Below are 23588 nucleotides of genomic sequence, written 5' to 3'. Positions count from 1 at the left end.
CATGCGCCGTCCCTGGTTGCGCCGCCTGTTCCCTTCGTGGCCGCTGAGCGTCACCGTCACCGTGTTCTGGCTGCTGATGAGCGACAGCTTCAGCCTGGCCCAGGTGGTGCTGGGCGCGCTGCTGGGCGTGGCGGTGCCGCTGTTCGCCGCGCGCCTGGACCGCGAGTTCGCACGCATCGGCTCGCTGCGCCCGGTGCCGAAGATGCTGTGCGTGGTCGCCTGGGACATCGTGCGCTCCAACGTGGTGGTGGCGCTGCAGGTGCTGGGCCCGGAATCGCGGATCCATCCCGGTTTCATCTGGGTGCCGCTGGACATCGCCAACATCCACGGTATCGCCGCGCTGACCAGCATGATCACGCTGACCCCGGGCACGGTGTCGGCGGCGCTGTCGGACGACCGCAAGTATCTGCTGGTGCACGTGTTGCACCTGGACGACGCCGAGACAGTGATCCGGCAGATCAAGACGCGCTACGAAGCGCCCCTGATGGAGATCTTCCCATGACCGGCCACATGTTCATCGAGGGCACCATCGCCGTGTGCATGCACGTGGTGGCGCTGGCGATGCTGCTGGCGCTGTGGCGGCTGCTGCGCGGGCCGACGGTGCCCGACCGCATCCTGGCGCTGGACACGCTGTCGGTGACCGCGATCGCCGAGCTGATGCTGTTCGGCATGTACCTGGATTCGCCGATCTATTTCGAGGCCGCGCTGGTGATCGCCATGCTCGGCTTCGGCAGCACCGTGGTGCTGAGCAAGTTCGTATTGCGCCGGGACATCGTCGAATGATCGGGCTGCTGCAGGTCGGGCTGTCGCTGCTGCTGATCGTCGGCTGCTTCTTCATCCTGCTCGGCGCGCTGGGGCTGGTGAAGCTGTCGGACTTCTTCAAGCGCCTGCACGCGCCGACCAAGGCCAGCACCCTGGGCGTGGGCTGCGTGCTGCTGGCCTCGGTCGGCTACCACCTGTTCCTGGGCCAGGACCCGCAACCGCGCGAACTGCTGATCACCGCGTTCCTGTTCATCACCGCCCCGATCAGCGCGCACATGATGGCCAAGGCCGCGCTGTCGCTGATGATGGAACAGCGCCCGCAGGTGCCGGGCAGCGACCACGCCGACAAGGAAGGGCTGCCGCCGCCGGCGCAACAGGACGAGCGCTAGAAGATTCCGACCCGCATGTGCCACGTTGACACAGCACCCTGTAGGAGCGGCTTCAGCCGCGACCGCGCATTACCGGTAACGCCCTGTCGCGCCTGAAGCCGCTCCTACAAGTGGCGTCGCTTGGCTGCAGGCTCCAGCCAACAACCAGCCTCCGCTTTCCGGGTCCCCGGTCCCCGGTCCCTGGTCCCGACACACCGCCTCACCCCACCAACGCCACTTCCAGCCCCACCCAAGCCAGGAACGCGACCAGCAGCACCGCGCCTTCGCCGCGGCTGATGCGCATGTCGCCGCGCAGCATCGGGTACAGCACCACGCTGAGCGCGACCGCCGCCGGCAGTTCCAGGCGCACGAACGACGCCGGCAACGGCAGCGGACGCAGCGCCGCCATGCCGCCGATCACCACCAGCAGGTTGAACAGGCTGGAGCCGAGCACGTGCCCGACCACCATGTCGCCCTGCCCGCGCCGCGCCGCGGCGATCGCGGCGGCGGCTTCCGGCAGCGCGGTGCCGATCGCGACCGGCAGCAGGCCGACCAGCAACGGCGACAGGCCCCAGGCGGCGCCGAGCCGCGGCGCCGCATCGACCACCAGCTTGGCGCCGAAATACAGCAGCGCGATCGCGATCAGCAGGCGCAGCAGATTCAGGCCGAGCGCGGTGCGGGTCACCGCATAGCCGGACAGGCCGAGCTGGCGCGCGGCGTCCTCGCTGCGCGCGCGGCGCAACAGGAACACCAGCACGCCGACGAAACCCAGCAACAGCAGCGCGCCTTCCCAGCGCGCGATCGCCCCATCCAGGCCGAAGCCGATCAGCGCCAGCGTCGCCACCGCCAGCACCACCAGCAACGGCGCCAGCATCCGCGTGCGTACCAGTAGCGGCGCCGCCAGCGCGGCCAACGCCAGGGTCAGGCCCAGGTTGGCCAGGTTGCTGCCGACCGCATTGCCCAGCGCCAGGTCCTGCGCGCCGACCGCGTAGGCGCGCGCATTGACCGCCAGTTCCGGCAACGAGGTGCCGAACGCCACCAGCAGCAGGCCGGCGACGAACGGCGAGGCGCCGCAGCGCTGCGCCAGGCCGGACGCCGCCTTGACGATCGAGTCGCCGCCCAAGGCCAGCAACAGCAGTCCCACCAGCACCAAGCCGATCGCGCTCGCCATCGCCCATCCCCTCGCCGTTACGATGCGCGATTCTATGCTCAGCGCGGATGATGCGGTCGTCATCGTGGTAATGGCGGGGCGATCCGTGGTCAGGCGGTCCTCCTGGCCAAGCGCGGGTCACGGTCGCAAACCGAAGACAACCAGAACCGTGCCTGTGAGGGGCCGTCAGGTTGGAAGGCACAATTGCAGCAGGGTTCCGGATGGCCTGGTGCCATCAGTTCAGACGGCTGTCCTGGAGCTTCAGGTCCACCGCTTCGCTCGTCGCGACTGAAGTCGCTCCCACAGGGACTTGCGGCGAGCCTGCCAGACTGGACTGTGAAGGAGGCTTCAGTCCCGTCAGCTGCCGAATCCTTTTGCCTCGTCGCGGTACCTGTCGCGGTTGAAACCGCTCCTGCAAAGCCGCGGTGCGCTGGTTGGGTGCACTGCGGGAGGGGCTTCAGCCTCGACTGCTACGCAGCCTGTCTGCCGAAGCCCGTCGTCTTACGCGGTATCTGTCGCGGTTGAAACCGCTCCTACAAAGTCGCGCTGATCTGATCGACCAGCTTGTCCTCGTGCACTAGGCGCCGGTCAAGCCGCTGCACTGGCTGGGTGCGCTGTGGGAGTGGCTCCTGTAGCTGGACCATCGGCCCCCAACGCGCTTTCGTTAAATCCATCGCGATATCCCTTCGCGACGGCGCCGCTCCTGCAGCGACTCGGCTAGCCGCAGCCTTCGACGTAGTCCACCTGCGGCGGCAGGCCGACGCGCCAGGCGCTGGCCTTGCCCGCGGCGTCGATCTCGAATACCAGCACGCCGGACTCTCCGGCGGCGCTGGAGATGCGCAGGATCTTGCCGCCTTCGATGTACTTGTGCGGCTGCTCCTCAAGGCGCCCGGCATACAGCGCGCGCAGCTGCGCCAAGTCCATGCCGACCTTGCCGCCGCCCGGCGCGGTCTCCTTGGGAGTGCGCACGTCATAGCGCACCAGCTTGTCGGCTTCGAACATCAGGCCGAAGTCGTTGCCGCCCTTGGCCCAGCGCGGCCTGAGGACATAGCAGCCGCCAGGCTCACCGGGCTGGCCGTCGAGCTCGCCGCCCCATGCCGTGCGCGCTTGCGCCGCGCTCATGCCCAGGCGCAGGTCGCCGTAGCCATTGGCGCGGGCCAGCTGGCGCTCGGCCGGCGCCATCTCCGGCGGTATCGCCGCCGCCGGGGCCTGCGCCGGCGGCACGTCGGTATCGGGTTGGTCCAGTGGCGGCGGCGGCAAGGCGTCGTCGTTCGCCGCGGCGGGCGCTGACGCCGACGGCGGCGATGCTGGCGGCGATGTGTCGCAAGCGCTCAGCGCGAGCAGCAGCAATGCGGCGGCGGGCAGGGTCGGCTTCATCGCAGTTCCTCGCAAGAGCAGCGCATAGGCTAGCGCGCGCGGCGGATGCATGCACTGGCTGGCGTTGCGGAATCACGACGCAGGTCCGCCATCGTCCTCGCTATCGCCACCCGGCTCAGCAGCTTTGGCTTTGGCTTTGACTTAGCCGTAGCCGTGCCCGTGGCTGCGCTGTAACTGCGCCTTGGCATTGGTCTTGGCTGCCGTTGTCGTTGTCGTTGTCGTTGTCGTTGTGGTTGTGGTTGTGGTTGTGGCGTTGATGTTGATGTTGATGGTGCCGGCGAACGCTGCTGCACATGCGGCGCATCGCATTCGTCCGGCATCCCAGGAGGGAGGCATCGCCACCCGTGCGTAGACGAAGTTTCCCTCCTCACACTGGCCTTGCCTCGTACCCGCACGCGACTCGCCGCCGCGCAGCGCGCATCGCCTGTCATCAGCGTTTCACCGCCAAAGGCGAAGCTGCGCCTCTTCCGGTACCACTGCCATGCATCCGCGCAAGACCGCCCTCGCCCTCGCGGCACCGCAATCCCACGCCGCGCCACTGGACATGCGCCAGCGGCGCGTGTTGATCCTGGCCGATGGCCAGCGCAGCGTCGAGGAATTGGCCGCGCTGGGCGGCAGCAACGCCGCGGCGATCGTGCAGGCGCTCTTGCAGCAGGGCTATCTGGACGATGGCCGCGCCGCCGCACCGGTCGCCGCTCCGGCAGCCCCGGCCGCGGCGCCAGCGGATCCGCGCCGCGCGCTGCTCAACGCGCGCATGTATCTGCTCGACCTGCTGCAACTGCAGCGCCACCCGGCCTCGCGCCCGCTGCAGCAGCAGTTGCGCGATGCGCGCGAGGACGCCACCACACTGCAGGCGATCGCGAACGCCCTGCGCGCGATGCCGGAAATGACCTCCGAGCGCTACGCGCAGCGCATCCGCGAGCGCGTATTGGAAGTGCTGCCCGCGCCGCTGCACGCGTCGCTGGAAGCCGCCTGAGCGCACCGCCCTACTGCTGACCCTCGGTCGGCGCGGACCGGTGCGCGACCTAGTCGGGGCGCGCGGAAAACGACCTCCGGCGCTACGCGCAGCGCACGCTACAAGTGCTGCCACCCCGCCGCGCGCGTCGCTGGAACTGGGAACCGCCTAAGCGCGCTGCTGCAGGCGCTGGCCCGCGGTCCGCAGTGCGGGAGGGCCGGTACGCCACACACCGCGCCGCTCAGGGCGCTTGGAAATTGCGCCGCAGGCCCTGCCAGCACTGCTGGTAGTCGCGCTGCCGGTGCGCGGCGGCCAGCGCCTGCGCGGTCGGGCGCAGCACCGCGCGGGTCTCGAACATGAAGGCCATGCTGTCGGCGATGACGTCCGGCCGCGACAGGTCCGCCTGCGAGGCCTTGTCGAAGGTGGCCGCGTCCGGGCCATGCCCGCTCATGCAGTTGTGCAGCGAGGCGCCGCCCGGCGCGAAGCCTTCGGCCTTGGCATCGTAGACGCCGTGCACCAGGCCCATGAACTCGCTGGCCACGTTGCGGTGGAACCACGGCGGGCGGAACGTGTGCTGCGCCACCAGCCAGCGCGGCGGGAAGATCGCGAAGTCCAGGTTGGCGGTGCCCGGCGTGTCGCTGGGCGCGGTGAGCACGGTGAAGATGCTCGGATCGGGATGGTCGAAACTGATCGAACCGATCGTGTTGAAACGACGCAGGTCGTACTTGTACGGCGCGTAGTTGCCGTGCCAGGCGACCACGTCCAGCGGCGAATGCCCGATCGGCGCGCGCCACAGGTGACCCTGGAACTTGGCGATCAGTTCGAACTCGCCTTCGTCGTCTTCGTAGGCGGCCACCGGGGTGAGGAAGTCGCGCGGATTGGCCAGGCCGTTGGCGCCGATCGGCCCCAGGTCGGGCAGCCGCAACAGTGCGCCGAAGTTCTCGCACACGTAGCCGCGCGCCTGTCCGTCGGGCAGCGCGACGCGGAAACGCACGCCGCGCGGGATCACCGCGATCTCCTGCGGCTCGACCTCGAGCGTGCCCAGTTCGGTGCACAGCTGCAGCCGCCCGAGTTGCGGCACGATCAGCAGCTCGGCGTCGGCGTTGTAGAAGAAACGGTCCTGCATCGAGGCGTTCGCCGCGTACAGATGCACCGCCACGCCATGCTGCGCCTCGGCCGAGCCGTTGCCGGCCACCGTGTACAGGCCGTCGACGAAATCCACCGGCGCCTGCGGCAGCGGCAATGGACTCCAGCGCAACTGGTCCGGCGACACCGGCCCGGCGTTGAAGTCGTTATGGAAGCCGCCGGCCTGCGTGTACGCGGCGAATGCGCCATGCACCGCCGCCGGGCGGATCCGGTACAGCCAGCTGCGCCGGTTGACGCCGCGCGGCGCGGTGAACGCGGTGCCGGACAGCTGCTCGGCGTACAGGCCATGGGCCACGCGCTGCGGCGAGTTCTGCCCCTGCGGCAGCGCACCGGGCACGGCTTCGGTGGCGAATTCGTTGCCGAAGCCGGATTGGTAGCCGTGATGCTGGATGTTCATGGCGTGGACTCTAGCTCTGAAAGCCCCTCTCCCACTGGGAGAGGGGTTGGGGTGAGGGTGCGGACGCTGGCAAAGCCCAGAATCGACTCCAGTACTGCGTCCGGTTGTAGCATTACATCGTTGTTCCAGAAGCGCAGTACGTGCATTCCTTGCGCCTGCAGGTAACGAGTTCGCTCGGCATCGACCTCTGTCGAATGTTGCGAGCCATCCAGTTCGACGACAAGTTTCAGCGCTTCGCAGTAGAAATCGACAACGTAAGGTGGAACCAGGTGCTGTCTGCGGAATTTCAGACCGAGCAGACGCCCGCCGCGCAGATACTGCCAGAGCTTTCGTTCCGCATCGGTCATGGCATGGCGCAACCTGCGGGCGTTTCCGAGCGTCGCTGTAGGCAATGGCGGCTTCACGGTCATGACGCCACCGTACCCTCACCCCAACCCCTCTCCCGATGGGAGAGGGGCTCATGCGCTTATCAGCGTTCTCCGCGGTGTCGCGTCAGAGCACGCCGCGCTTCATCTGGTCGCGCTCGATGCTCTCGAACAGGGCCTGGAAGTTGCCTTCGCCGAAGCCCTCGTTGCCCTTGCGCTGGATGATCTCGAAGAAGATCGGGCCGATGCAGTTCTGGGTGAAGATCTGCAGCAGCTTGCGCTGCTTGGTCTCCAGGTCGGCGTCGATCAGGATCTTGTTCCGGGCCAGCCGCGGCACATCTTCGCCGTGGTTGGGGATGCGCTGGTCGATCACCTCGAAGTACGCGTCCGGCGTATCCAGGAACTCGACCCCGGCCGCGCGCATGCGCTCCACCGTCTCGTAGATGTCGTCGGTGAAGCAGGCGATGTGCTGGATGCCTTCGCCGTGGTAAGCGTCCAGGTATTCGTTGATCTGGCTCTTCGGGTCGGACGATTCGTTGAGCGGGATGCGCACCACGCCGTCCGGCGCGGTCATCGCCTTGGAGGTCAGCCCGGTCTTGGCGCCCTTGATGTCGAAGTAGCGGATCTCGCGGAAGTTGAACAGGCGCTCGTAGTAGTCCGACCAGCGCTGCATGTTGCCGAAGTACAGGTTGTGGGTCAGGTGGTCGATGAAGGTCAGGCCGAAGCCGGCCGGATGCGGCTCGGCGCCGGGCACCGGTTCGAAATCGGCGTACACCGACCCCTTTTCGCCATAGCGGTCGACCAGGTACAGCATGCAGTCGCCGATGCCCTTGACCACCGGCGCCGGCACCGCGCGCGTGTCGGCCTTGTCGGCGATGGCTTCGCCGCCGTTGCCCAGCACCTTGGCGAACACCTCGTCGGCCGGATGCCGGAAGCGGATCGCGAAGCCGCAGGCGCAGGGGCCGTGCGCGGCGGCGAAGTCGGCGGCGAAGGAATCCGGCTCCTCGTTGACCAGGAAGTTGACCCCGCCCTGCCGGTACACGGTGATCGCGCGGCTGCGATGGCGCAGCACCGCGCTGAAGCCCATGCTGCGGAAGTAGGCGTGCAGCTGTTCGCCCTGCCCGGCCGGCGCGGCGAATTCGACGAATTCGAAGCCGTCGATGCCCATCGGGTTTTCGAAGGTGGTGACCTGCATGCCCAGGTTGGCCGGCTGGGACGGATACTGCGGTTGTGCGCTCATGGCTCGTCTCCTGGAGGACGCGGGCCGCGGCCGGCCGAAATTTCGGATGCGGACGGACGCCAGACTCGCGAGAATGGTCGGTAGTGTCCTCCGTTGTAGTTACAAATGAAACCACCAGCAAGGTGCAATGCAGCATGACGTCGATCGCTTCCTCCGCCCCACCCGCTCCCGAGCAGCCCTCGCTCGACCTGGAGCAGTTCCTGCCCTACCGCATCAGCGTGCTGTCCAACCGGATCAGCAGCAACATCGCCCGCGTCTACGGCGAGCGCTACGGCATGGCGGTGACCGAATGGCGGGTGATGGCGGTGCTGGCGCTGTACCCGGGGCTGTCGGCCGGCGAGGTGTCCGAGCGCACCGCGATGGACAAGGTGGCGGTGAGCCGCGCGGTGGCGCGCCTGCTCGAGCGCGGCTTCATCCAGCGCGAGACCCATGGCGACGACCGCCGCCGCTCGGTACTGCACCTGACGGCGGCGGGCGTGGAGGTCTACCAGGTGGTCGCGCCGATGGTGCTGGAATGCGAGCGCCGCCTGCTGGCGCCGTTCAGCGAGGAAGAGCAGCGCGTGCTGCACCGGCTGATCGACCGCTTGGCGGCCGAGGGCCTGCCGAGCATGACGGGCAAGTAGCCGCGGTGTTGCGGGAGTGGCGCGCCCGACGGCAAGGCCCGTCGCGACTGAGTCGCTCCCGCATGAGGATCTGGTGGGTCCACAGCAATCCTTATAGGAGCGGCTTGGCCGCCACCGCTGGCCTGCTGCGCCTCGAAGCGATCTGTCGCGGCTGAAAGCCGCTCCTACAGAGGTTGGATGCTGCCTCGCGCGGGCGATTTGTGTGCCCAGCTACACGGACACCGCCGAGCGGCAGCCCTGTGGGAGCGACTGCAACCGCAACGGGCCGTTCGGCAAAGCCGTCGCGACTGAAATCGCTCCACATGGAGATCCGGCGGATGCACGAACCCCTGTAGGAGCGGCTTCAGCCGCGACGGGCTCTACCGGTAAAGCCTGTCGCGGCTGAAGCCGCTCCTACAGGTTCAATGCCTTCCGGCAGCCAGCAAGACGCCCCACCGCTTCGCTCAGGTCTGCGGCGGCGCCCACTGCTTGAGGAAGTCGAAGAACTTCTTGCGGTCGTAGCCCTTGCCCTTCTCCAGCTCGCCGGTGAACTGCGATTGCAGCAGCTTGCCGTCGGCATCCAGCACCAGCAGGTGCGGGTAGGCCTCGATCTTCGGGTACTGGGCCAGGAACGCCTCGTTCTTGTTGTCGTCGCTGTAGTTGACCTTGACCCACACGTAGTTGGCGTCGCGGAAGCTGCGCAGTTCCGCATCGCCCTCGATGAACTGGTCGAGGATGTGGCACCACGAGCACCACTCGCCGCCGACATCGAGCAGGATCCGCTTGCCGCCGCGCTTGGCTTCCACCTGCGCGGTCTCCAGGTCCTTGGCCGGGTCGCGGGCCGGGTCGAACTGCGCGCTCAGCGCCGCCACCGCGGCCACGTCGGCGGCGGCGGGCGTATTGCCCGAGGCCACCGGCTGGCTGGGATCGGCCACCGGCGGCTTCTGCACCGAGGTGTCCAACGGTTTGGCCGGGGCCTGCTCGGCCTCCGGTGCGACGGCCTTCTCGCAGCCTGACAGTGCCAGCAGCAGCGCCGCGGCGCTGCCTATCGTCTTGATCGTCTTGTTCGACATTGCGATCTACCTCACGTCATTTGACACCGTGCATCAGCTTGCTGATCAACGGTGCAATCAGGAACAGCAACACGCCCGAGCCCAGCAGCGCCCAGAAGCCGAAGGTATACCCGCTCAGGGCGGACGATACCGTCATCCCGCCCTCGCCGCTGACATGGCTGGCGAAGATGCCGGACAGGTTGTTGCCGATGCCGGTGGACAGGAACCAGCCGCCCATGCCGAAGCCGACCAGGCGCAGCGGCGCCAGCTTGGTCACCATCGACAGGCCGATCGGCGACAGGCACAGCTCGCCCACCGACTGGATCACGTAGACCATGAACAGGGTCCAGAACGGGATCTTGCCGGCGTCGTCGACCAGGCTCGACAGCGCGAACATCAGCAACAGGAACGCCAGGCCATTGAAGGTCAGGCCCAGCGCGAACTTGCGCGAGATGGAGGGATTGAAGCGGCCGGCCTTGACCCAGATCCAGGCGATGAGCGGCGCCAGGGTGATGATGGCCAGCGAGTTCACCGACTGGAACCAGGCGGTGGGGAAGGTCCAGTCGCCGAACCGGCGATTGACGATTTCGTCGGCGAGGAAGGTGAAGGAACTGCCCGCCTGCTCGAAGAACATCCAGAACAGCACGTTGAAGGCGAAGATGATCAGCATCGCGATCACCTTGTCGCGCGCCACTTTGCCGTTGCGGACGCCTTCGATCAGCAGCATCACCGCCAGGATCACGAACATCGTGCTGAGGATCCACTGCAGCACCCCGGCGCCAGCGGCCAGCGCCAGGTACACCACCGGGATCGCCACCAGCATGCCGAGCAGCACGTACACCACGCGCATGCGGCTGGCGCCGTCGTGGATCGGTGCGCCGATGCCCTTGAGCTGGGCGCGGCCGAACCAGAACCACACCAGGCTGATCAGCATGCCGATGCCCGAGGCGATGAACACCATCTTGTACGACGGCATCGCCGCGGTGCCGAACACCTTCTCGGCCAGCTGCTGGGTCAGCCACGGCGCGATCATCGCGCCCAGGTTGATGCCCATGTAGAAGATGGTGAAGCCGCTGTCCCGGCGCGGGTCGGCGGCGCTGTACAGCTGGCCGACCATGGTCGAGATGTTGGGCTTGAACAAACCGTTGCCGACCACCACGGTGGCCAGGCCCAGCTCGAAGATCTGCGGGTTCGGGATCGAGATCAGGAACAGGCCGGCGGACATCACCGCCGCACCGACCAGGATCGAGCGCTGGTAGCCGAGCACCCGGTCAGCGATGTAGCCGCCGAAGATCGCCGCCGCGTACACCAGCGCCAGGTAGGCGCCGTAGGTGGCGCTGGCCGGCGCCTGGCCCGTCCCCTGGCCGTCATGAAACTGCGCCACGATGTACAGCACCAACGCCCAGCGAATCCCGTAGAACGCGAAGCGCTCCCAGAATTCGGTCATGAACAGCATCCACAATGGCCGTGGATGGCCCAGCAAGGTCTTGAATTCGGGCGGTTGCGCCGGCTGCGGTGAGGCGGGGGGGTGCGACGCGACGTCGTCAACGCTCATGCGGTGTTCCCTTGCGTATTCAGTATGGGCTGGGCGATTCCGGCCGGGCCGGGTAACGGGCGAGCATCACCGACAGTTGGCGGGGACGTCAAATTGGCGGGACCGGGGACCGGGGACCAGGGACCGGGAAAGCAGGGGCGCCCAGCCGCAACGATTCCCTGGCAAGCGCGGCGCCGGCGGTGGCCTTACGGTTCCTGCGATGCCGCTTCCGGGTCCCCGGTCCCCGGTCCCCGGTCCCGGCTTTCCAGCCCCACCGAGGTCCGCACCTCGAACAGCTCCGGAAAGAAGTTCAACGCCAGCGCCTGCTGCAGGAAGCCCACGCCGCTGGAGCCGCCGGTGCCGCGCTTGAAGCCGATCACCCGCATCACCGTGCGCATGTGGCGGAAGCGCCACAGCTGGAACTGCGTCTCCAGGTCCACCAGGTCCTCGCACAGCGCGTATTCGCGCCAGTAGCGATCGGTGTTCTCGTAGATGCGCTCCAGCACCGGCCGCAGCAGCGGGTCGCTGACGTGCGGCTGGCGCCAGTCGCGCGCCCGGTACTGCTCGGGCACGGCATGGCCGAAGCGGGTCAGGTAGCGCAGGAATTCCTCGTACAGGCTGGGCGCTTCCAGCACCGCCTGCAGCGCCGCCTGGCCCTGCGGGTCGTGGCCGAACACGCGCAGCATCTGCGCGTTCTTGTTGCCGAGCAGGAATTCGATGGTGCGGTACTGCAGCGACTGGAAGCCGGAGGCCGGGCCGAGCACGTCGCGAAAGCCCATGTATTCGGACGGGGTCAGCGTTTCCAGCACCGACCACTGCTCGGTCAGCTGGCGCAGCACCTGCTTGCTGCGCGCCAGCACCTTGCGGCACTGCCAGACCTCGTCGCGCTGCAGGTGCACGATCGCCGCGCGCAACTCGTGCGCCAGCAGCTTCAGCCACAGCTCCGAGGTCTGGTGCTGGATGATGAACAGCATCTCGTCGTGGTGTGGCGGGTCGGACAGCGGCTGCTGCGCGGACAGCAGCTGGTCCAGCCGCAGGTAGCCGCCGTAGGTCAGGCGGCCCTCCAGGTCGGTGTGGATGCCGGCTTCGAGCGGGCGCTGGTTCTGTTCGACGGGCATGGGCGGGTACGGCGGTCCGGGGCCGGCAAGGGTACCGCAGCGACGCCTGTCACATCCCGGTCAGCGGCGGGCGGCAAACTCGGGCAGAATCGAGCCGGCGCCTTGGGGGGCGCCCGATCGTCATCCGTCGTCACGTCTTCAAGGATTGGGGAGAGTCTTCGTCATGCGAACCATGCTGCTTCGTGCCGCAGTGTTGTCGTGCGCGCTTGCCTGTGCCGGAACCGGCCAGGCCCAGGTCGTCATCAGCCAGGTCTATGGCGGTGGCGGCAACAGCGGCGCCACCTACAAGAGCGATTTCGTCGAACTGCACAACAACGGCAACGAGGCGGTGAGCCTGGCCGGCTGGTCGCTGCAGTACGCCTCGGCCGCCGGCAGCAGCTGGCAGGTCACCGCGCTGGCCGGCAGCATCCCGGCGGGCGGCTACTACCTGGTCAAGCAGGCCGACGGCAGTGGCGGCAGCACTGCGCTGCCGACCCCGGACGCCACCGGCACCACCGCGATGAGCGGCACCGCCGGCAAGATCGCGCTGAGCAACGCGGCGACCGCGCTGAGCGGCGCCTGCCCCGCCGGCAACGTCGATTTCGTCGGCTACGGCAGCACCGCCAGCTGCGCCGAAGGCAGCGCGCCGACCGCCGCGCCGAGCAACGCCCTGGCGGTGCTGCGCGGCAACGGCGGCTGCAGCGACAGCGACAACAACAATGCCGACTTCGCCACCGGCGCGCCGACCCCGCGCAACGCCGCGGCGGCGCTCAACCTGTGCGGCGGCGGCAACCAGCCGGTGGCCAGCGTGGCCAACGTCAGCCGCGGCGAAGGCGACAGCGGCAGCACCGCGTTCGTGTTCACCATCGCCCTGAGCCAGCCGGCCGGCAGCGGCGGGGTGAGCTTCAGCGTCGCCACCCGCGACGGCAGCGCCAGCGCCGGCAGCGACTACCAGGCCCTGGCCGCGACCAGCGTGACCATCGCCGCCGGCGACAGCAGCGCGCAGGTCAGCGTGCCGGTCAATGGCGACACCGCCAACGAACCCGACGAGACCTTCTACCTCGACGTCAGCGGCATCAGCGGCGCCTTGCCGGCCACGCTGACCGCCAGCGGCGTGATCCTCAACGACGACTTCAACCTGGTGCCGATCCACAGCATCCAGGGCAGCGGCGCGCGTTCGCCGCTGGTCGGGCAGATCGTCGCCACCAGCGGCATCGTCACCGCGCGGCGCAGCGCCGGCTTCTTCCTGCAGGCGTCCGACGCCCAGGCCGATGCCGATCCGCAGACCTCCGAAGGCATCTACGTCTACACCGGCAGCGCGCCGCCGGCCGAGGCCGCGGTGGGCAACGCGGTGCGCGTGCAGGCCACCGTGCTGGAGTACGTGCCGAGCGCCGACCCGACCCAGCCGCCGCTGACCGAGCTGGGCACACCAACCGTACTGCTGCAGTCCACCGGCAATCCGCTGCCGGCCGCGGTGACGCTGACCACCAGCTTCCCCGACCCGAGCGGCGCCTACGACCAGCTCGAGCGCCTGGAAGGCATGCGCGTGGCCGCGCCCAGCCTGACCGTCAACGCGCCCACCGGCGGCAACGTCAACGAGACCAACGCCAGCGCCAGCAGCAACGGCGTGTTCCATGCCGTGGTCACCGGCCTGCCGCGCGCCTGGCGCACTCCCGGCGTGCAGCAGCCCGACCCGCTGCCAGCCGGCTCCCCGGCCGGCGTGCCGCGCTGGAACACCAATCCGCAGGTGATCGCGGTGGGCAGCGCCGGCCTCGGCGGCGAGCGCATCGACGTGGCCGGCGGCTGCGTGGTACTCGGCGTCAGCGGACCGCTGGACTACAGCTTCCGCCGCTACACGATCTATCCGGAAACCGCGCCCACCGTGCAATGCAACGGCGCCGACCAGCCCAAGCCGGCCCCGGCGCCGCAGGCCGACGACGTCAACGTCGCCACCTACAACATGGAGCGCTTCTTCGACGACCAGAACGACCCGGCGATCGGCGAACCGGTGCTGACCCCGGCCGCCTACCAAGCCCGGCTCAACAAGGCCTCGCTGGCGATCCGCAACTACCTCAACACGCCCGACATCCTGGGCACGGTGGAAGTGGAGAGCCTGAGCGTGCTGCAGACACTGGCCGCGCGCGTCAACAGCGATGCGGTCGCCGCCGGCCAACCCGATCCGCAGTACGTGGCCTATCTGCAGGAAGGCAATGATGTCGGCGGCATCGACGTCGGCTTCCTGGTCAAGACCGGCGCGGTCGGTGCCGGCGTCGCCCGCGTGGAGGTCGTGTCGGTCAGCCAGGAAGGCAAGACCACCACCTGGACCGAGCCGGCCGGCGGCACCAGCCTGCTCAACGACCGCCCGCCGCTGCTGCTGAAGGCAGTAGTGCATTTCGCCGACGGCCGCGCACTGCCGCTGACCGTGGTCGAGGTGCACCAGCGTTCGCTCAACGGCGCCGAGACCGACGACGCCAGCGGCCAGCGCATCCGCGCCAAGCGCCAGGCGCAGGCGGTGTTCCTGGCCAACCTGCTGCAGACACGCCAGGCCGCCGATCCCGCCGAGCAGATGCTGGTGATGGGCGACTTCAACGCCTTCGAGTTCAACGACGGCTACGTCGATGCGATGGGCACGGTGACCGGCCTGCCGTCCGCCGACGCGCAGACCGTGGTCGAGGGCGATGGTGCCGACCTGGTCGACCCGGACCTGTACAACCTGACCCTGCTGTCCACGCCGGACCAGAGCTACTCGTATGCCTACGACGGCAATGTGCAGTCGCTGGACCACGTGCTGGCCAACAGCGCGCTGATGGGGTCGGCGCAGATCGCCACGCTGAGCGAAAGCCACGCGCGGCTCAACGCCGACTTCCCGGCCACCGCGCGCAACGACGCCAACTCGCCGGCGCGGCTGTCCGACCACGACCCGGCGGTGGTGCTGCTCAAGCTCAAGCCGCTGCAGCGCGCCGACCTGGGCGTGACCGCGAGCGCGGCCAATGCCGCGGTCTACGCCGGCGACACGATCCGCTACAGCGTCGAGGTCGGCAACGCCGGTCCGGACGCGGCCCGCTTCGCCGCGGTCGCCTTCGCGCTGGACGCAGCGGTGACGCCGACCCTGACCGCCGCCCCGGGCTGGGACTGTGCGGCGCCGGACGTGGGCGCGCAGACCGTGGTCACCTGCACCACGACGCAGTTCGCCGCCGGCGCGGCGCAGCGCTTCGAGGTAGCGGTGCCGGCCACGGCCGAGCTGGTCGGCCGCACGCTGCGCCTGGCCGCCTCGGTCGCCTCGCAGACCGAGGACCCGAACGCCGGCAACAACGGCGCCAGCGCCGCGGTGGCGGTGCAGGCCGCGCCTGCCGGCAACCTGGCACTGCGCATCGACGGCCCGGCGACGCTGCCGCTGACCGCATTCGGCGCCAACTACCGCATCGCCCTGAGCAACCACGGCAATGCGCCGGTGCGCCGCGCCAGCCTGAGCGTCAGCGGCAACACGCTGTCGGTGCTGTCGGCGCTGGTACCGCCGCGCGGCTGGCAATGCGTGCGCCAGGCCCACGGCCTGCGTAGCGCGCAGTTCCAGTGCAGCACCCGCGCCGACCTGGCCCCGGGCGCCAGCACCACGTTCACCCTGGCCTTGGCCACCCGCCCGCTGCCGGCCGACCGCACCATCGTGATCCAGGCCAGCGCCAGCTCCGCCTCGCCCGATGCCGACCCGTCCGACAACACGGCGCGCTTCAGCACCCGCATCGGCCGCTGAGCGCAGCGCCTTCGGGCAGAACAAGGGCGCGGCCGCAAAGCCGCGCCCTTTTCTTTTGCACCCGCTCCGGAGTTCGCCGTGGCTCCCGAAACTGCAGTAGCCCTCGAAACCTCCGCTGTCAAAGCCCCTCTCCCCACGGGAGAGGGGTTGGGGTGAGGGTCCGGCGCGCAGCGTCTCGCGGAGTTTGGGGCACGAGGCTGCGCCCGTACCCTCATCCGGCCCTGTGGGCCACCTTCTCCCGAGGGGAGAAGGAAACAGCCAAGCCCCTCTCCCCTCGGGAGAGGGGTTGGGGTGAGGGTACGGCGCGAAGCGTCTCGCAGAGTTTGGGGGCACGAGGCTTCGCCCGTACCCTCATCCGGCCCTGCGGGCCACCTTCTCCCGAGGGGAGAAGGAAACAGCCAAGCCCCTCTCCCCTCGGGAGAGGGGTTGGGGTGAGGGTACGGGGCGAAGCGTCTCGCTGAGTTGGATGCACGAGGCTTCGCCCGTACCCTCATCCGCCCCTGCGGGGCACCTTCCCCCGAAAAGGGGGCCATGGTCCCGAGGGGAGAAGGGAACAGCCGAAGGGCCGCTCCTGAGTTGTTGCTCTTGCTGTTGCCGTTAGCTGTCGCTCCTAAAACTTCCCGCCCTAAAGCGAGCCGAGCACCGCAGCGGCGAGCGGCCGAAGAGGCGCCCCTGTTTGAGCGAAGCGAGTTTGGGCGCCGTGCCGCTCGCCGCGAGGAGCACAGGGCACCGGTGCGGCTGTATCGCACCGGCTCGTGTCGGGCGGGAGCGGTTTTGGTTACTTTTGCCAAGACAAAAGTAACTCGCGCCGGCAGGCGCGAAAGCTCTTGATCTTGATCTTGATCTTGCTCCAGCCATCGCGATGCTTTTGCGCAGTCACCCGAACACCACGGCAGCCCACCATCGCGCCCAACTCCAAACGTCCACCGCTGGACATCCGCAACCACCGCGCGTCCACCAACCGCAGCGCAACAATCTCCCAAATGAACGCCAGCAGCGCACGCAGCCAACCCATGGCGCGTTTTTGCTGCAATCCAGCAAGATGCCGTGCTGCGGTGCAGGACGGCTTTTGTGCACGCCTTCCTTAACATGCCAGCTCATATCATTTGAAACTTGTTGTCGAGAGTGCCGCCGTCATGACCATCGCCGCGCAATTCGAAATTGAATACCTGCAGTACCTCGACGCGGACGGCCAACCGGCCCGCGACGCCCTTCCGGCCGACTCGGCCAACCCACAGACCCTGCTGACACTGTTCAAGCAGATGCTCTACGTGCGCACCTTCGACAGCAAGGCAGTGGCCCTGCAGCGCACCGGCAAGCTCGGCACCTACGCCTCGTGCCTGGGCCACGAGGCCACCCACATCGGCATCGGCGCCTCGATGCGCAGCGGCGACGTGCTGGCGCCCAGCTACCGCGAATACGGCGCCATGTTCATGCGCGGCGTGCGTCCGCGCGAAGTGTTGCTGTACTGGGGCGGCGACGAGCGCGGCAGCGATTTCCTGCGCGATTCCGACGCGGCCAAGGACTTCCCGATCTGCGTGCCGATCTCCACCCAGTGCCTGCACGCCGCCGGCGCGGCGCTGGCGTTCAAGCTGCGCGGCGAAAGCCACGTGGCAGTCGCCACCTGCGGCGACGGCGGCTCGTCGAAGACAGATTTCTATGCCGCGCTCAATTCCGCCGGCGCCTACCAGCTGCCGCTGATCCTGTGCGTGATCAACAACGGCTGGGCGATCTCGGTGCCGCGCGCGGCGCAGACCGGCGCGCAGACCCTGGCGCAGAAGGGTCTGGCCGGCGGCCTGCATTGCCTGCAGGTGGACGGCAACGACCTGATCGCGGTGCTGGAGGCGATGCGCCAGGCGCGCGAGCGCGCGCTGTCCGGCCAGGGCGGCAGCGTCATCGAATTCATGACCTACCGCCTGTCCGACCACACCACCGCCGACGACGCCCGCCGCTACCGCGACGAGGCCGAGGTCAAGCAGGCCTGGGAACGCGAACCGCTGACCCGCCTACGCACCTGGTTGACCGCGCAGGGCCTGTGGAGCGAGACCGAGGAAGCGGCATGGAAGCAGGAATGCGCGCGCCTGGTCGACATCGAGGTCGACGCCTACCTGGCCACCCCGGTGCAGCCAGTGGAGGCGATGTTCGATTACCTGTACGCCGATCCGCCGCCGGAGCTGCTCGCGCAGCGCGCCGAGGCCGTCGCCCTGGAGCGGCGCCATGGATGAACTCGCTCCCCGCCTTGCCGACACGGCCGCCACGCACGCGGCCGGCACCGCCCACCACGCCGCCACCGCGCGCGGAGACAGCCTCATGACCAGCACCCCCATCACCCTGATCGAAGCGGTCACCCAGGCCCTGGCCTGGGAACTGCAGCACGACCCGTCGGTGCTGGTGCTGGGCGAGGACGTCGGCGTCAACGGCGGCGTGTTCCGCGCCACCGCCGGCCTGCAGCAGCGCTTCGGCGCGCAGCGCGTGCTGGACACGCCGCTGGACGAAACCACCATCGCCGGCCTGACCGTGGGCCTGGCCGCGCAGGGCATGAAGCCGGTGGCCGAGGCGCAGTTCGACGGCTTCGTCTATCCGATGGTCGATCACCTGATCTGCCACGCCGCGCGCCTGCGCAACCGCACCCGCGGCCGCCTGCATTGCCCAATGGTGCTGCGCGTGCCGTGGGGCGGTGGGATCCGCGCGCCGGAGCATCACAGCGAGGCCAACGAAGCCATCTTCACCAACGTGCCGGGCCTGCGCGTGGTGCTGCCGTCCTCGCCGCAGCGCGCCTACGGCCTGCTGCTGGCGGCGATCCGCGAGCCGGATCCGGTGATCTACATGGAACCCAAGCGCCTGTACCGCCAGTACAAGGAAGTGGTGGTCGACGACGGCGAGGCGCTGCCGCTGGACGTGTGCTTCGTGCTGCGCGAAGGCAGCGACGTGACCCTGGTCGCGTGGGGCGCGCAGGTCAAGGAAGCGCTGGAAGCGGCCGACAAGCTGGCCGCCGACGGCATCAGCGCCGAGGTCATCGACGTGGCCACGCTGCGCCCGCTGGACTTCGACACCATCGCCGAATCGGTGGCGCGCACCGGCCGCTGCGTGATCGTGCAGGAGGCCCCGCGCAGCGCCGGCTTCGGCGCCGAGATCGCCGCGCGCCTGGCCGAGCAGTCGATGTACGACCTGGTCGCGCCGGTGCAGCGCGTGACCGGCTACGACACGCACATCCCGTTGTTCCGGCTGGAGATGAAATACCTGCCGAGCGTGGACAAGATCGTCGCGGCGGCCAAGCGTGCCGTCGCCGCAGGCTGACATGCGCGCGCGCCTGCTCAGCGACTACCGCGCCACCTACCCGCACCCGCTCCGCGTCGCCGCCGGCGAGCGGGTGCTGCTGGGCGTGCGCGACGAGGAATGGCCGGCGTTCGTGTGGACCACCACCGCCGCCGGCAGCGCCGGCTGGGCGCCGCTGGCCTGGCTGCGCGCGACCGGCGACGGCCATGCCGAAGCGCTGCGCGACTACGATGCGCGCGAACTCGATGCGGTGCAGGGCGACACCGTGACCCTGCATCACGAATACGGCGACTGGTGGTGGGCCGAGCGCGCCGATGGCGCGCAGGGCTGGCTGCCGGCACGCGACCTGGAACTGCTGGAAGAGACCACATGAGCGAAACCAAGAGCTTCAACCTGCCCGACCTGGGCGAAGGCCTGCCCGACGCGACCATCGTCGAATGGTTCGTCAAGGAAGGCGACACCATCCGGCTCGACGAACCGCTGGTGTCGATGGAGACCGCCAAGGCGGTGGTCGAGGTGCCCTCGCCGGTCTCCGGCAAGGTGCTGAAACTGGCCGGCGCACCGGGCGACATCGTCGTTACCGGCGCGATGCTGGCGCAGTTCGCGCCCGACGCCAGCATGCCGCAGCGCGCCGAGGGCCAGGACACCGGCCACCACCATGGCGGCGCTGCGCCGGCCAGCCCCGGCAAGGGCGCCGGCGCGGATGCGCCGGGCGAGAACGACCGCGTCGTCGCCTCCGACGACGGCGGCGAACTGCGCGACGCCGACGCGGCGCAAGCCGGCGGCGAACGCGACGACGCCGGCACCGTGGTCGGCGCGATGCAGAGCTCCAACGCCGTGCACAGCGAACGCACGGTCTCGGTCGGCGGCGTGCGCGCGATGCCGGCGGTGCGCGCGCTGGCCAGGAAACTGGGCGTGGACCTGACCCGGGTACGCGCTAGCGGCGGCGACGGCGCGGTGACCCTGGCCGACGTGAAGCAGGCCGCCGCCGACGGCTCGGCCGCTGTAGGAGCGGCTTCCGCCGCGACCGCACGGCCTGCGCAGGTCAAGGCGGAAGCCACCCCTGCAACCGCGCCCACCACCGCAGCACCAACGCGCACGCCGCTGTCCGCCGCAGGCAAGCCGATGCGCACGCAGCCGCCCGGCGCCACCGCGCACGGCCAGCCCGAGCAGCTCAAGGGCGTGCGCCGCAACATGGCGCGGGTGATGGCCGATGCGCACGCCAAGGTGGTGCCGACCACGCTCAACGACGACGCCGACATCCACGCCTGGGCGCCCGGCAACGACATGACCGCGCGCCTGGTGCGCGGCATCGTCGCCGCCTGCCGCGCGGTGCCGGCGCTCAACGCCTGGTTCGACGGCGACGCGCTGACCCGCACCCTGCACGCGCAGGTCGACATCGGCATCGCCGTGGACACCGACGACGGCCTGTTCGTGCCGGCGCTGCGCAACGCCGACATGCTCGATGCGCGCGGCATCCGCGAAGGCATCAGCCGCCTGCGCCAGCAGGTGGAGGCGCGCAGCATCGCCGCCTCGGAACTGAGCGGCTACACCATCTCGCTGTCCAACTTCGGCATGTTCGCCGGCCGCTACGCCACCCCGGTGGTGGTGCCGCCATGCGTGGCGATCGTCGCCGCCGGCCGCGCCCGCCACCAGCTGGTGCCGGTGATGGGCGGCATCGAGACGCACAAGCTGATCCCGCTGTCGGTCACCTTCGACCACCGCGCCTGCACCGGCGGCGAAGCGGCGCGCTTCCTGCGCGCGCTGATCGACGACCTGGCGCTGGCGGACTGAGCCGCGAGCCGCCGCTTCGCAACGGAGCGGCGGCCCTCATGTCGGATCAATTGCTCGTCGAAGCCTGGATGATCTGCAGCGCCATCTGGTCGCGCCGCTGACGTTCCGCCACTGCACCAGCGCCGCATGCGCGGCCTCACCGAGCCGCAGCGGATCGCCGCGCTGCCATCCAATGCCGAGGCGTAGACCGCAAGCCGCCGCTCCTGCGCGTCAGCGCTTCGACCATCGTTGGCGTGGCACCGAACAAGTCGCTGCGGCATTTCCAAGCACAGGAAAGGATCGCAATCGAGCGCTCGCATGCGCCACAATCCAGCTGGCGTGCGTGTTTTCCGCCATTCTCGCGAACGCCATACCGTCGCGTCACGCCGCAGCGGTTCGCACGTCGCTTGCGAGAAATATTGCACCTGCCACGGAACGCGGCGCAATTATTGTGCGCCTTGGCACGAACCGCCAGCGTCGCCTGCCGCAAACGCGGCTTGAGCGAAATCGCGCTATTGCCGACATGCTGCGTCGAATCGTCACGGCAGGCGTCCCCACCCGCCCGCGTGCCGAAACGGTATAGCAGGCTCGCCATCCCATATCGGCACTCCGAGCGAAAGCCGTCTACCACGGCCGCTAACCGCATCGCTATGTTCGTTGCCAGGGGGACGGCAGCGCGCCATTGGCCGCAATGCCGACGCGATCCACGACGCAACCGCAAGCAACGTGGCAGCCATGCGCTGCCGCGCCGGCAAGACATTCCCTATCGCTCATGAGGAATTCCAAATGACCCAGTCCATCCGCCGCCAGCGCCCGCTGGCGCTGCTGCCGTCGTTGCTGCTCACCCTCGCCGCCACCTCCGCCGCCGCGGCCGAACGCGTGGATCTGCACGGCAAGGATCTCGGCACGCTCAACACCCAGTACAAGGCCGCCGCCACCAGCCTCGGCGGCGTGCCCGCGGCCGCCGCGGTGCGCCATGCCGAGCTGGTCGGGCTGGATGCCGAGTCCGCGCTGAGCCTGCTGAGCAGCAGCACCGACGACGACGGCACCGTCCACAGCCGCTACCAGCAGACCTTCCGCGGCGTGCCGATCTGGGGCGAGCACGTCGTGGTCAGCGAGCGCAGCGACGGCAGCGTGCGCAGCCTGTTCGGGCGCTCGGTCGCCGGCCTGGCCAGCGAACTGCCGGCCACCGCGACTGCCGCTGCAGCCGCGCTGCTGCCGGCCAATCGCGCGCTGGACGTGGCCAAGCGCGCCGCGCTCGGCGATGCGCTGGCCGCGCGCCGCATCGAGCGCGCACAGGCGCCGCAGATGATCTACCTGGACGACGACGACCGCGCACACATGGCCTACGTGGTGTCGTTCTTCGCCGACGCGCCGCAGGGCGGCGAACCGACCCGCCCATTCGTGATCGTCGACGCGCGCAGCGGTGCGGTGCTGCGGCAGTGGGAGGGGCTGACCACGCGCGACGCCACCGGCCCCGGCGGCAACGCCAAGACCGGGCAGTACGAATACGGCACCAGCGGCAGCATCCACGGCTTCCTCGAGGTGGACAACAACTGCCGCATGCAGAACAGCACGGTCAAGTCGGTGAACCTCAATGGCGGCACCTCCGGCAGCACGGCCTACCAGTTCACCTGCCCGCGCAACACCTACAAGGCCATCAATGGCGCCTACTCGCCGATCAACGATGCGCACTACTTCGGCGGCGTCATCGAGAAGATGTACCGCGCCTATGCCGGGGTGGCGCCGCTGAGCTTCCAGTTGGTGATGCGGGTGCACTACAGCACGCGCTACGAGAACGCGTTCTGGAACGGTTCGACGATGACCTTCGGCGACGGCAACACCCGCTTCTATCCGCTGGTCAGCATCGACGTCGCCGGCCATGAAGTCTCGCACGGCTTCACCGAGCAGAATTCCGGCCTCACCTACTCCGGCCAGTCCGGCGGCATCAACGAGGCGTATTCGGACATCGCCGGCGAGGCCACCGAGTACTACCTCAAGGGCAGCAACGATTTCCTGGTCGGCCCGGAGATCTTCAAGTCCAACGGCGCGCTGCGCTACATGGCCAATCCGCCGCAGGATGGCGCCTCGATCGACAATGCCGCCAACTACCGCAGCGGGCTCGACGTGCACTACTCCTCCGGCGTCTACAACAAGGCGTTCTACAAGCTGGCCACCACCTCCGGCTGGAACACGCGCACTGCCTTCGAGGTATTCGCCCGCGCTAACCGCCTGTACTGGACCCCGAGCACCAGCTTCAACAGCGGCGCCTGCGGCGTGCGCACCGCGGCCAGCGACCTGGGCCGTTCGGCGGCGGCGGTGACTGCCGCGTTCAGTTCGGTCGGCGTGACCTGCCAGTAACCGCGGCAGCCGGTACCACCCGCCGCACGGCCACCTGGACCGGTGGCCGTGCGGCGATATGGCCACACGGCGTTGCGGGCAAGCCAGCGGACTGCGCTATCGCCGGTGCGCATGGCGAGGTGCCTGCGCACGTCGTCATGCGCGACCGGTTCGGCACCAACCCAGCACCGCGCCAGGTTTTCCACGCGCGCGCCACCTCGCCTTGCCAGCGAGCGGCGACTGCGGCGACCGTTTCCCGCAGGACACTCGGGCAAGGGCCGCTGTCGCCGATCGAGCGTCTTTCGAGCGGCGGCAATTGGCCTCCCAGACGCGTACGCCTCGCATAGGCGTCCGGCTGCGGGTAGGCTGCGCGGCTACGTCCGCCGCAGCGCATCGCGACGGCATC

General features: G+C 69.0%; 20 protein-coding genes. 11 read left to right on the top strand and 9 right to left on the bottom strand.

The genetic code is table 11. The annotated features are described in order from the left end of the window. The first annotated feature begins 1 nt into the window (after position 1). From J2Y70_RS13545 to J2Y70_RS13535, 3 genes are read left to right on the top strand one after another with little or no spacing between them, the layout of a single operon-like run. On the top strand, positions 2-502 hold the full coding sequence (locus J2Y70_RS13545) for a Na+/H+ antiporter subunit E (RefSeq protein ID WP_309918420.1): 501 nt from the start codon (positions 2-4) through the stop codon (positions 500-502). Next, positions 499-783, top strand: coding sequence for a K+/H+ antiporter subunit F (locus tag J2Y70_RS13540; RefSeq protein WP_309918417.1), 285 nt, complete (start codon positions 499-501; stop codon positions 781-783). The genes J2Y70_RS13545 and J2Y70_RS13540 overlap by 4 nt, the downstream gene beginning before the upstream one ends. After that, positions 780-1151: a Na+/H+ antiporter subunit G gene (locus tag J2Y70_RS13535; RefSeq protein WP_263396871.1), complete on the top strand. Its 372-nt coding sequence runs from the start codon at positions 780-782 to the stop codon at positions 1149-1151. Before J2Y70_RS13540 ends, J2Y70_RS13535 begins: the two co-directional genes overlap by 4 nt. 199 nt (positions 1152-1350) lie before the next feature. Here the strand turns inward: J2Y70_RS13535 and J2Y70_RS13530 are convergent, their stop codons facing one another. Together J2Y70_RS13530 and J2Y70_RS13525 are read right to left on the bottom strand one after the other, a co-directional pair. After that, complete coding sequence (locus J2Y70_RS13530; RefSeq protein ID WP_309918414.1) at positions 1351-2301, bottom strand: calcium/sodium antiporter; 951 nt, start codon at positions 2299-2301, stop codon at positions 1351-1353. 696 nt (positions 2302-2997) lie between these two features. Next, positions 2998-3657, bottom strand: a complete 660-nt coding sequence (locus tag J2Y70_RS13525) for a lectin (RefSeq protein ID WP_309918411.1) — start codon at positions 3655-3657, stop codon at positions 2998-3000. A gap of 481 nt (positions 3658-4138) precedes the next feature. Between J2Y70_RS13525 and J2Y70_RS13520 the strand changes: the two genes are divergently transcribed. Further along, a complete protein-coding gene (locus J2Y70_RS13520) occupies positions 4139-4633 on the top strand; it encodes a hypothetical protein (protein WP_309918408.1) in 495 nt (164 codons plus the stop codon). A 220-nt stretch (positions 4634-4853) separates the two neighbouring features. Here J2Y70_RS13520 and hmgA read toward each other — a convergent pair whose 3' ends face one another. The 3 genes from hmgA to hppD all read right to left on the bottom strand — a co-directional run bounded on the left by hmgA (position 4854) and on the right by hppD (position 7715). Further along, a complete protein-coding gene (gene hmgA, locus J2Y70_RS13515) occupies positions 4854-6155 on the bottom strand; it encodes a homogentisate 1,2-dioxygenase (protein WP_309918405.1) in 1302 nt (433 codons plus the stop codon). Beyond that, the gene (locus J2Y70_RS13510) at positions 6152-6565 is read right to left on the bottom strand and encodes an endonuclease domain-containing protein (RefSeq protein ID WP_309918403.1); all 414 of its coding nucleotides are present in this window, start codon (positions 6563-6565) and stop codon (positions 6152-6154) included. Before J2Y70_RS13510 ends, hmgA begins: the two co-directional genes overlap by 4 nt. Before the next feature lie 82 nt (positions 6566-6647). Next, complete coding sequence (gene hppD, locus J2Y70_RS13505; protein WP_309918922.1) at positions 6648-7715, bottom strand: 4-hydroxyphenylpyruvate dioxygenase; 1068 nt, start codon at positions 7713-7715, stop codon at positions 6648-6650. 179 nt (positions 7716-7894) lie between these two features. Here hppD and J2Y70_RS13500 point away from each other — a divergent pair, with 179 nt between their 5' ends. Continuing rightward, entirely contained in the window at positions 7895-8383 is a 489-nt protein-coding gene (locus J2Y70_RS13500) for a MarR family winged helix-turn-helix transcriptional regulator (RefSeq protein WP_309918400.1), read from the top strand. Positions 8384-8826: 443 nt separating this feature from the next. Here J2Y70_RS13500 and J2Y70_RS13495 read toward each other — a convergent pair whose 3' ends face one another. The 3 genes from J2Y70_RS13495 to J2Y70_RS13485 all read right to left on the bottom strand — a co-directional run bounded on the left by J2Y70_RS13495 (position 8827) and on the right by J2Y70_RS13485 (position 12066). Continuing rightward, a complete protein-coding gene (locus tag J2Y70_RS13495) occupies positions 8827-9435 on the bottom strand; it encodes a thioredoxin family protein (RefSeq protein WP_309918397.1) in 609 nt (202 codons plus the stop codon). 16 nt (positions 9436-9451) lie between these two features. Then, positions 9452-10969, bottom strand: a complete 1518-nt coding sequence (locus tag J2Y70_RS13490) for an oligopeptide:H+ symporter (RefSeq protein WP_309918394.1) — start codon at positions 10967-10969, stop codon at positions 9452-9454. 185 nt (positions 10970-11154) lie between these two features. After that, positions 11155-12066 (bottom strand): tryptophan 2,3-dioxygenase family protein, encoded by a 912-nt coding sequence (locus J2Y70_RS13485; protein WP_309918391.1) that lies wholly within the window; start codon positions 12064-12066, stop codon positions 11155-11157. Between the two features lie 163 nt (positions 12067-12229). Here J2Y70_RS13485 and J2Y70_RS13480 point away from each other — a divergent pair, with 163 nt between their 5' ends. Next, the gene (locus tag J2Y70_RS13480; RefSeq protein WP_309918388.1) at positions 12230-15793 is read left to right on the top strand and encodes a lamin tail domain-containing protein; all 3564 of its coding nucleotides are present in this window, start codon (positions 12230-12232) and stop codon (positions 15791-15793) included. A 778-nt stretch (positions 15794-16571) separates the two neighbouring features. On the opposite strand, the gene J2Y70_RS13475 is transcribed toward J2Y70_RS13480, so the two are convergent. Then, positions 16572-16808 (bottom strand): hypothetical protein, encoded by a 237-nt coding sequence (locus J2Y70_RS13475; protein ID WP_309918385.1) that lies wholly within the window; start codon positions 16806-16808, stop codon positions 16572-16574. A gap of 121 nt (positions 16809-16929) precedes the next feature. On the opposite strand from J2Y70_RS13475, the gene pdhA reads away from it, so the two are divergent. The 5 genes from pdhA to J2Y70_RS13450 all read left to right on the top strand — a co-directional run bounded on the left by pdhA (position 16930) and on the right by J2Y70_RS13450 (position 23203). Then, a complete protein-coding gene (gene pdhA / locus J2Y70_RS13470; RefSeq protein WP_309918383.1) occupies positions 16930-18018 on the top strand; it encodes a pyruvate dehydrogenase (acetyl-transferring) E1 component subunit alpha in 1089 nt (362 codons plus the stop codon). Continuing rightward, positions 18011-19090 (top strand): alpha-ketoacid dehydrogenase subunit beta, encoded by a 1080-nt coding sequence (locus J2Y70_RS13465; RefSeq protein ID WP_309918380.1) that lies wholly within the window; start codon positions 18011-18013, stop codon positions 19088-19090. Before pdhA ends, J2Y70_RS13465 begins: the two co-directional genes overlap by 8 nt. 1 nt (position 19091) lies before the next feature. After that, the gene (locus tag J2Y70_RS13460; protein ID WP_263396858.1) at positions 19092-19442 is read left to right on the top strand and encodes an SH3 domain-containing protein; all 351 of its coding nucleotides are present in this window, start codon (positions 19092-19094) and stop codon (positions 19440-19442) included. Further along, positions 19439-20863 (top strand): dihydrolipoamide acetyltransferase family protein, encoded by a 1425-nt coding sequence (locus tag J2Y70_RS13455; protein ID WP_309918375.1) that lies wholly within the window; start codon positions 19439-19441, stop codon positions 20861-20863. Before J2Y70_RS13460 ends, J2Y70_RS13455 begins: the two co-directional genes overlap by 4 nt. Positions 20864-21628: 765 nt before the next feature. Next, positions 21629-23203, top strand: coding sequence for a M4 family metallopeptidase (locus J2Y70_RS13450; protein WP_309918372.1), 1575 nt, complete (start codon positions 21629-21631; stop codon positions 23201-23203). Positions 23204-23588: the final 385 nt, after the last annotated feature.

The sequence above is a fragment of the Xanthomonas sp. 1678 genome, from assembly GCF_031455575.1.
Classification (GTDB): domain Bacteria; phylum Pseudomonadota; class Gammaproteobacteria; order Xanthomonadales; family Xanthomonadaceae; genus Xanthomonas_A.
Note: the sequence above shows the minus strand (reverse complement) of the source record. Positions and strands in the feature narration are given on the sequence as shown.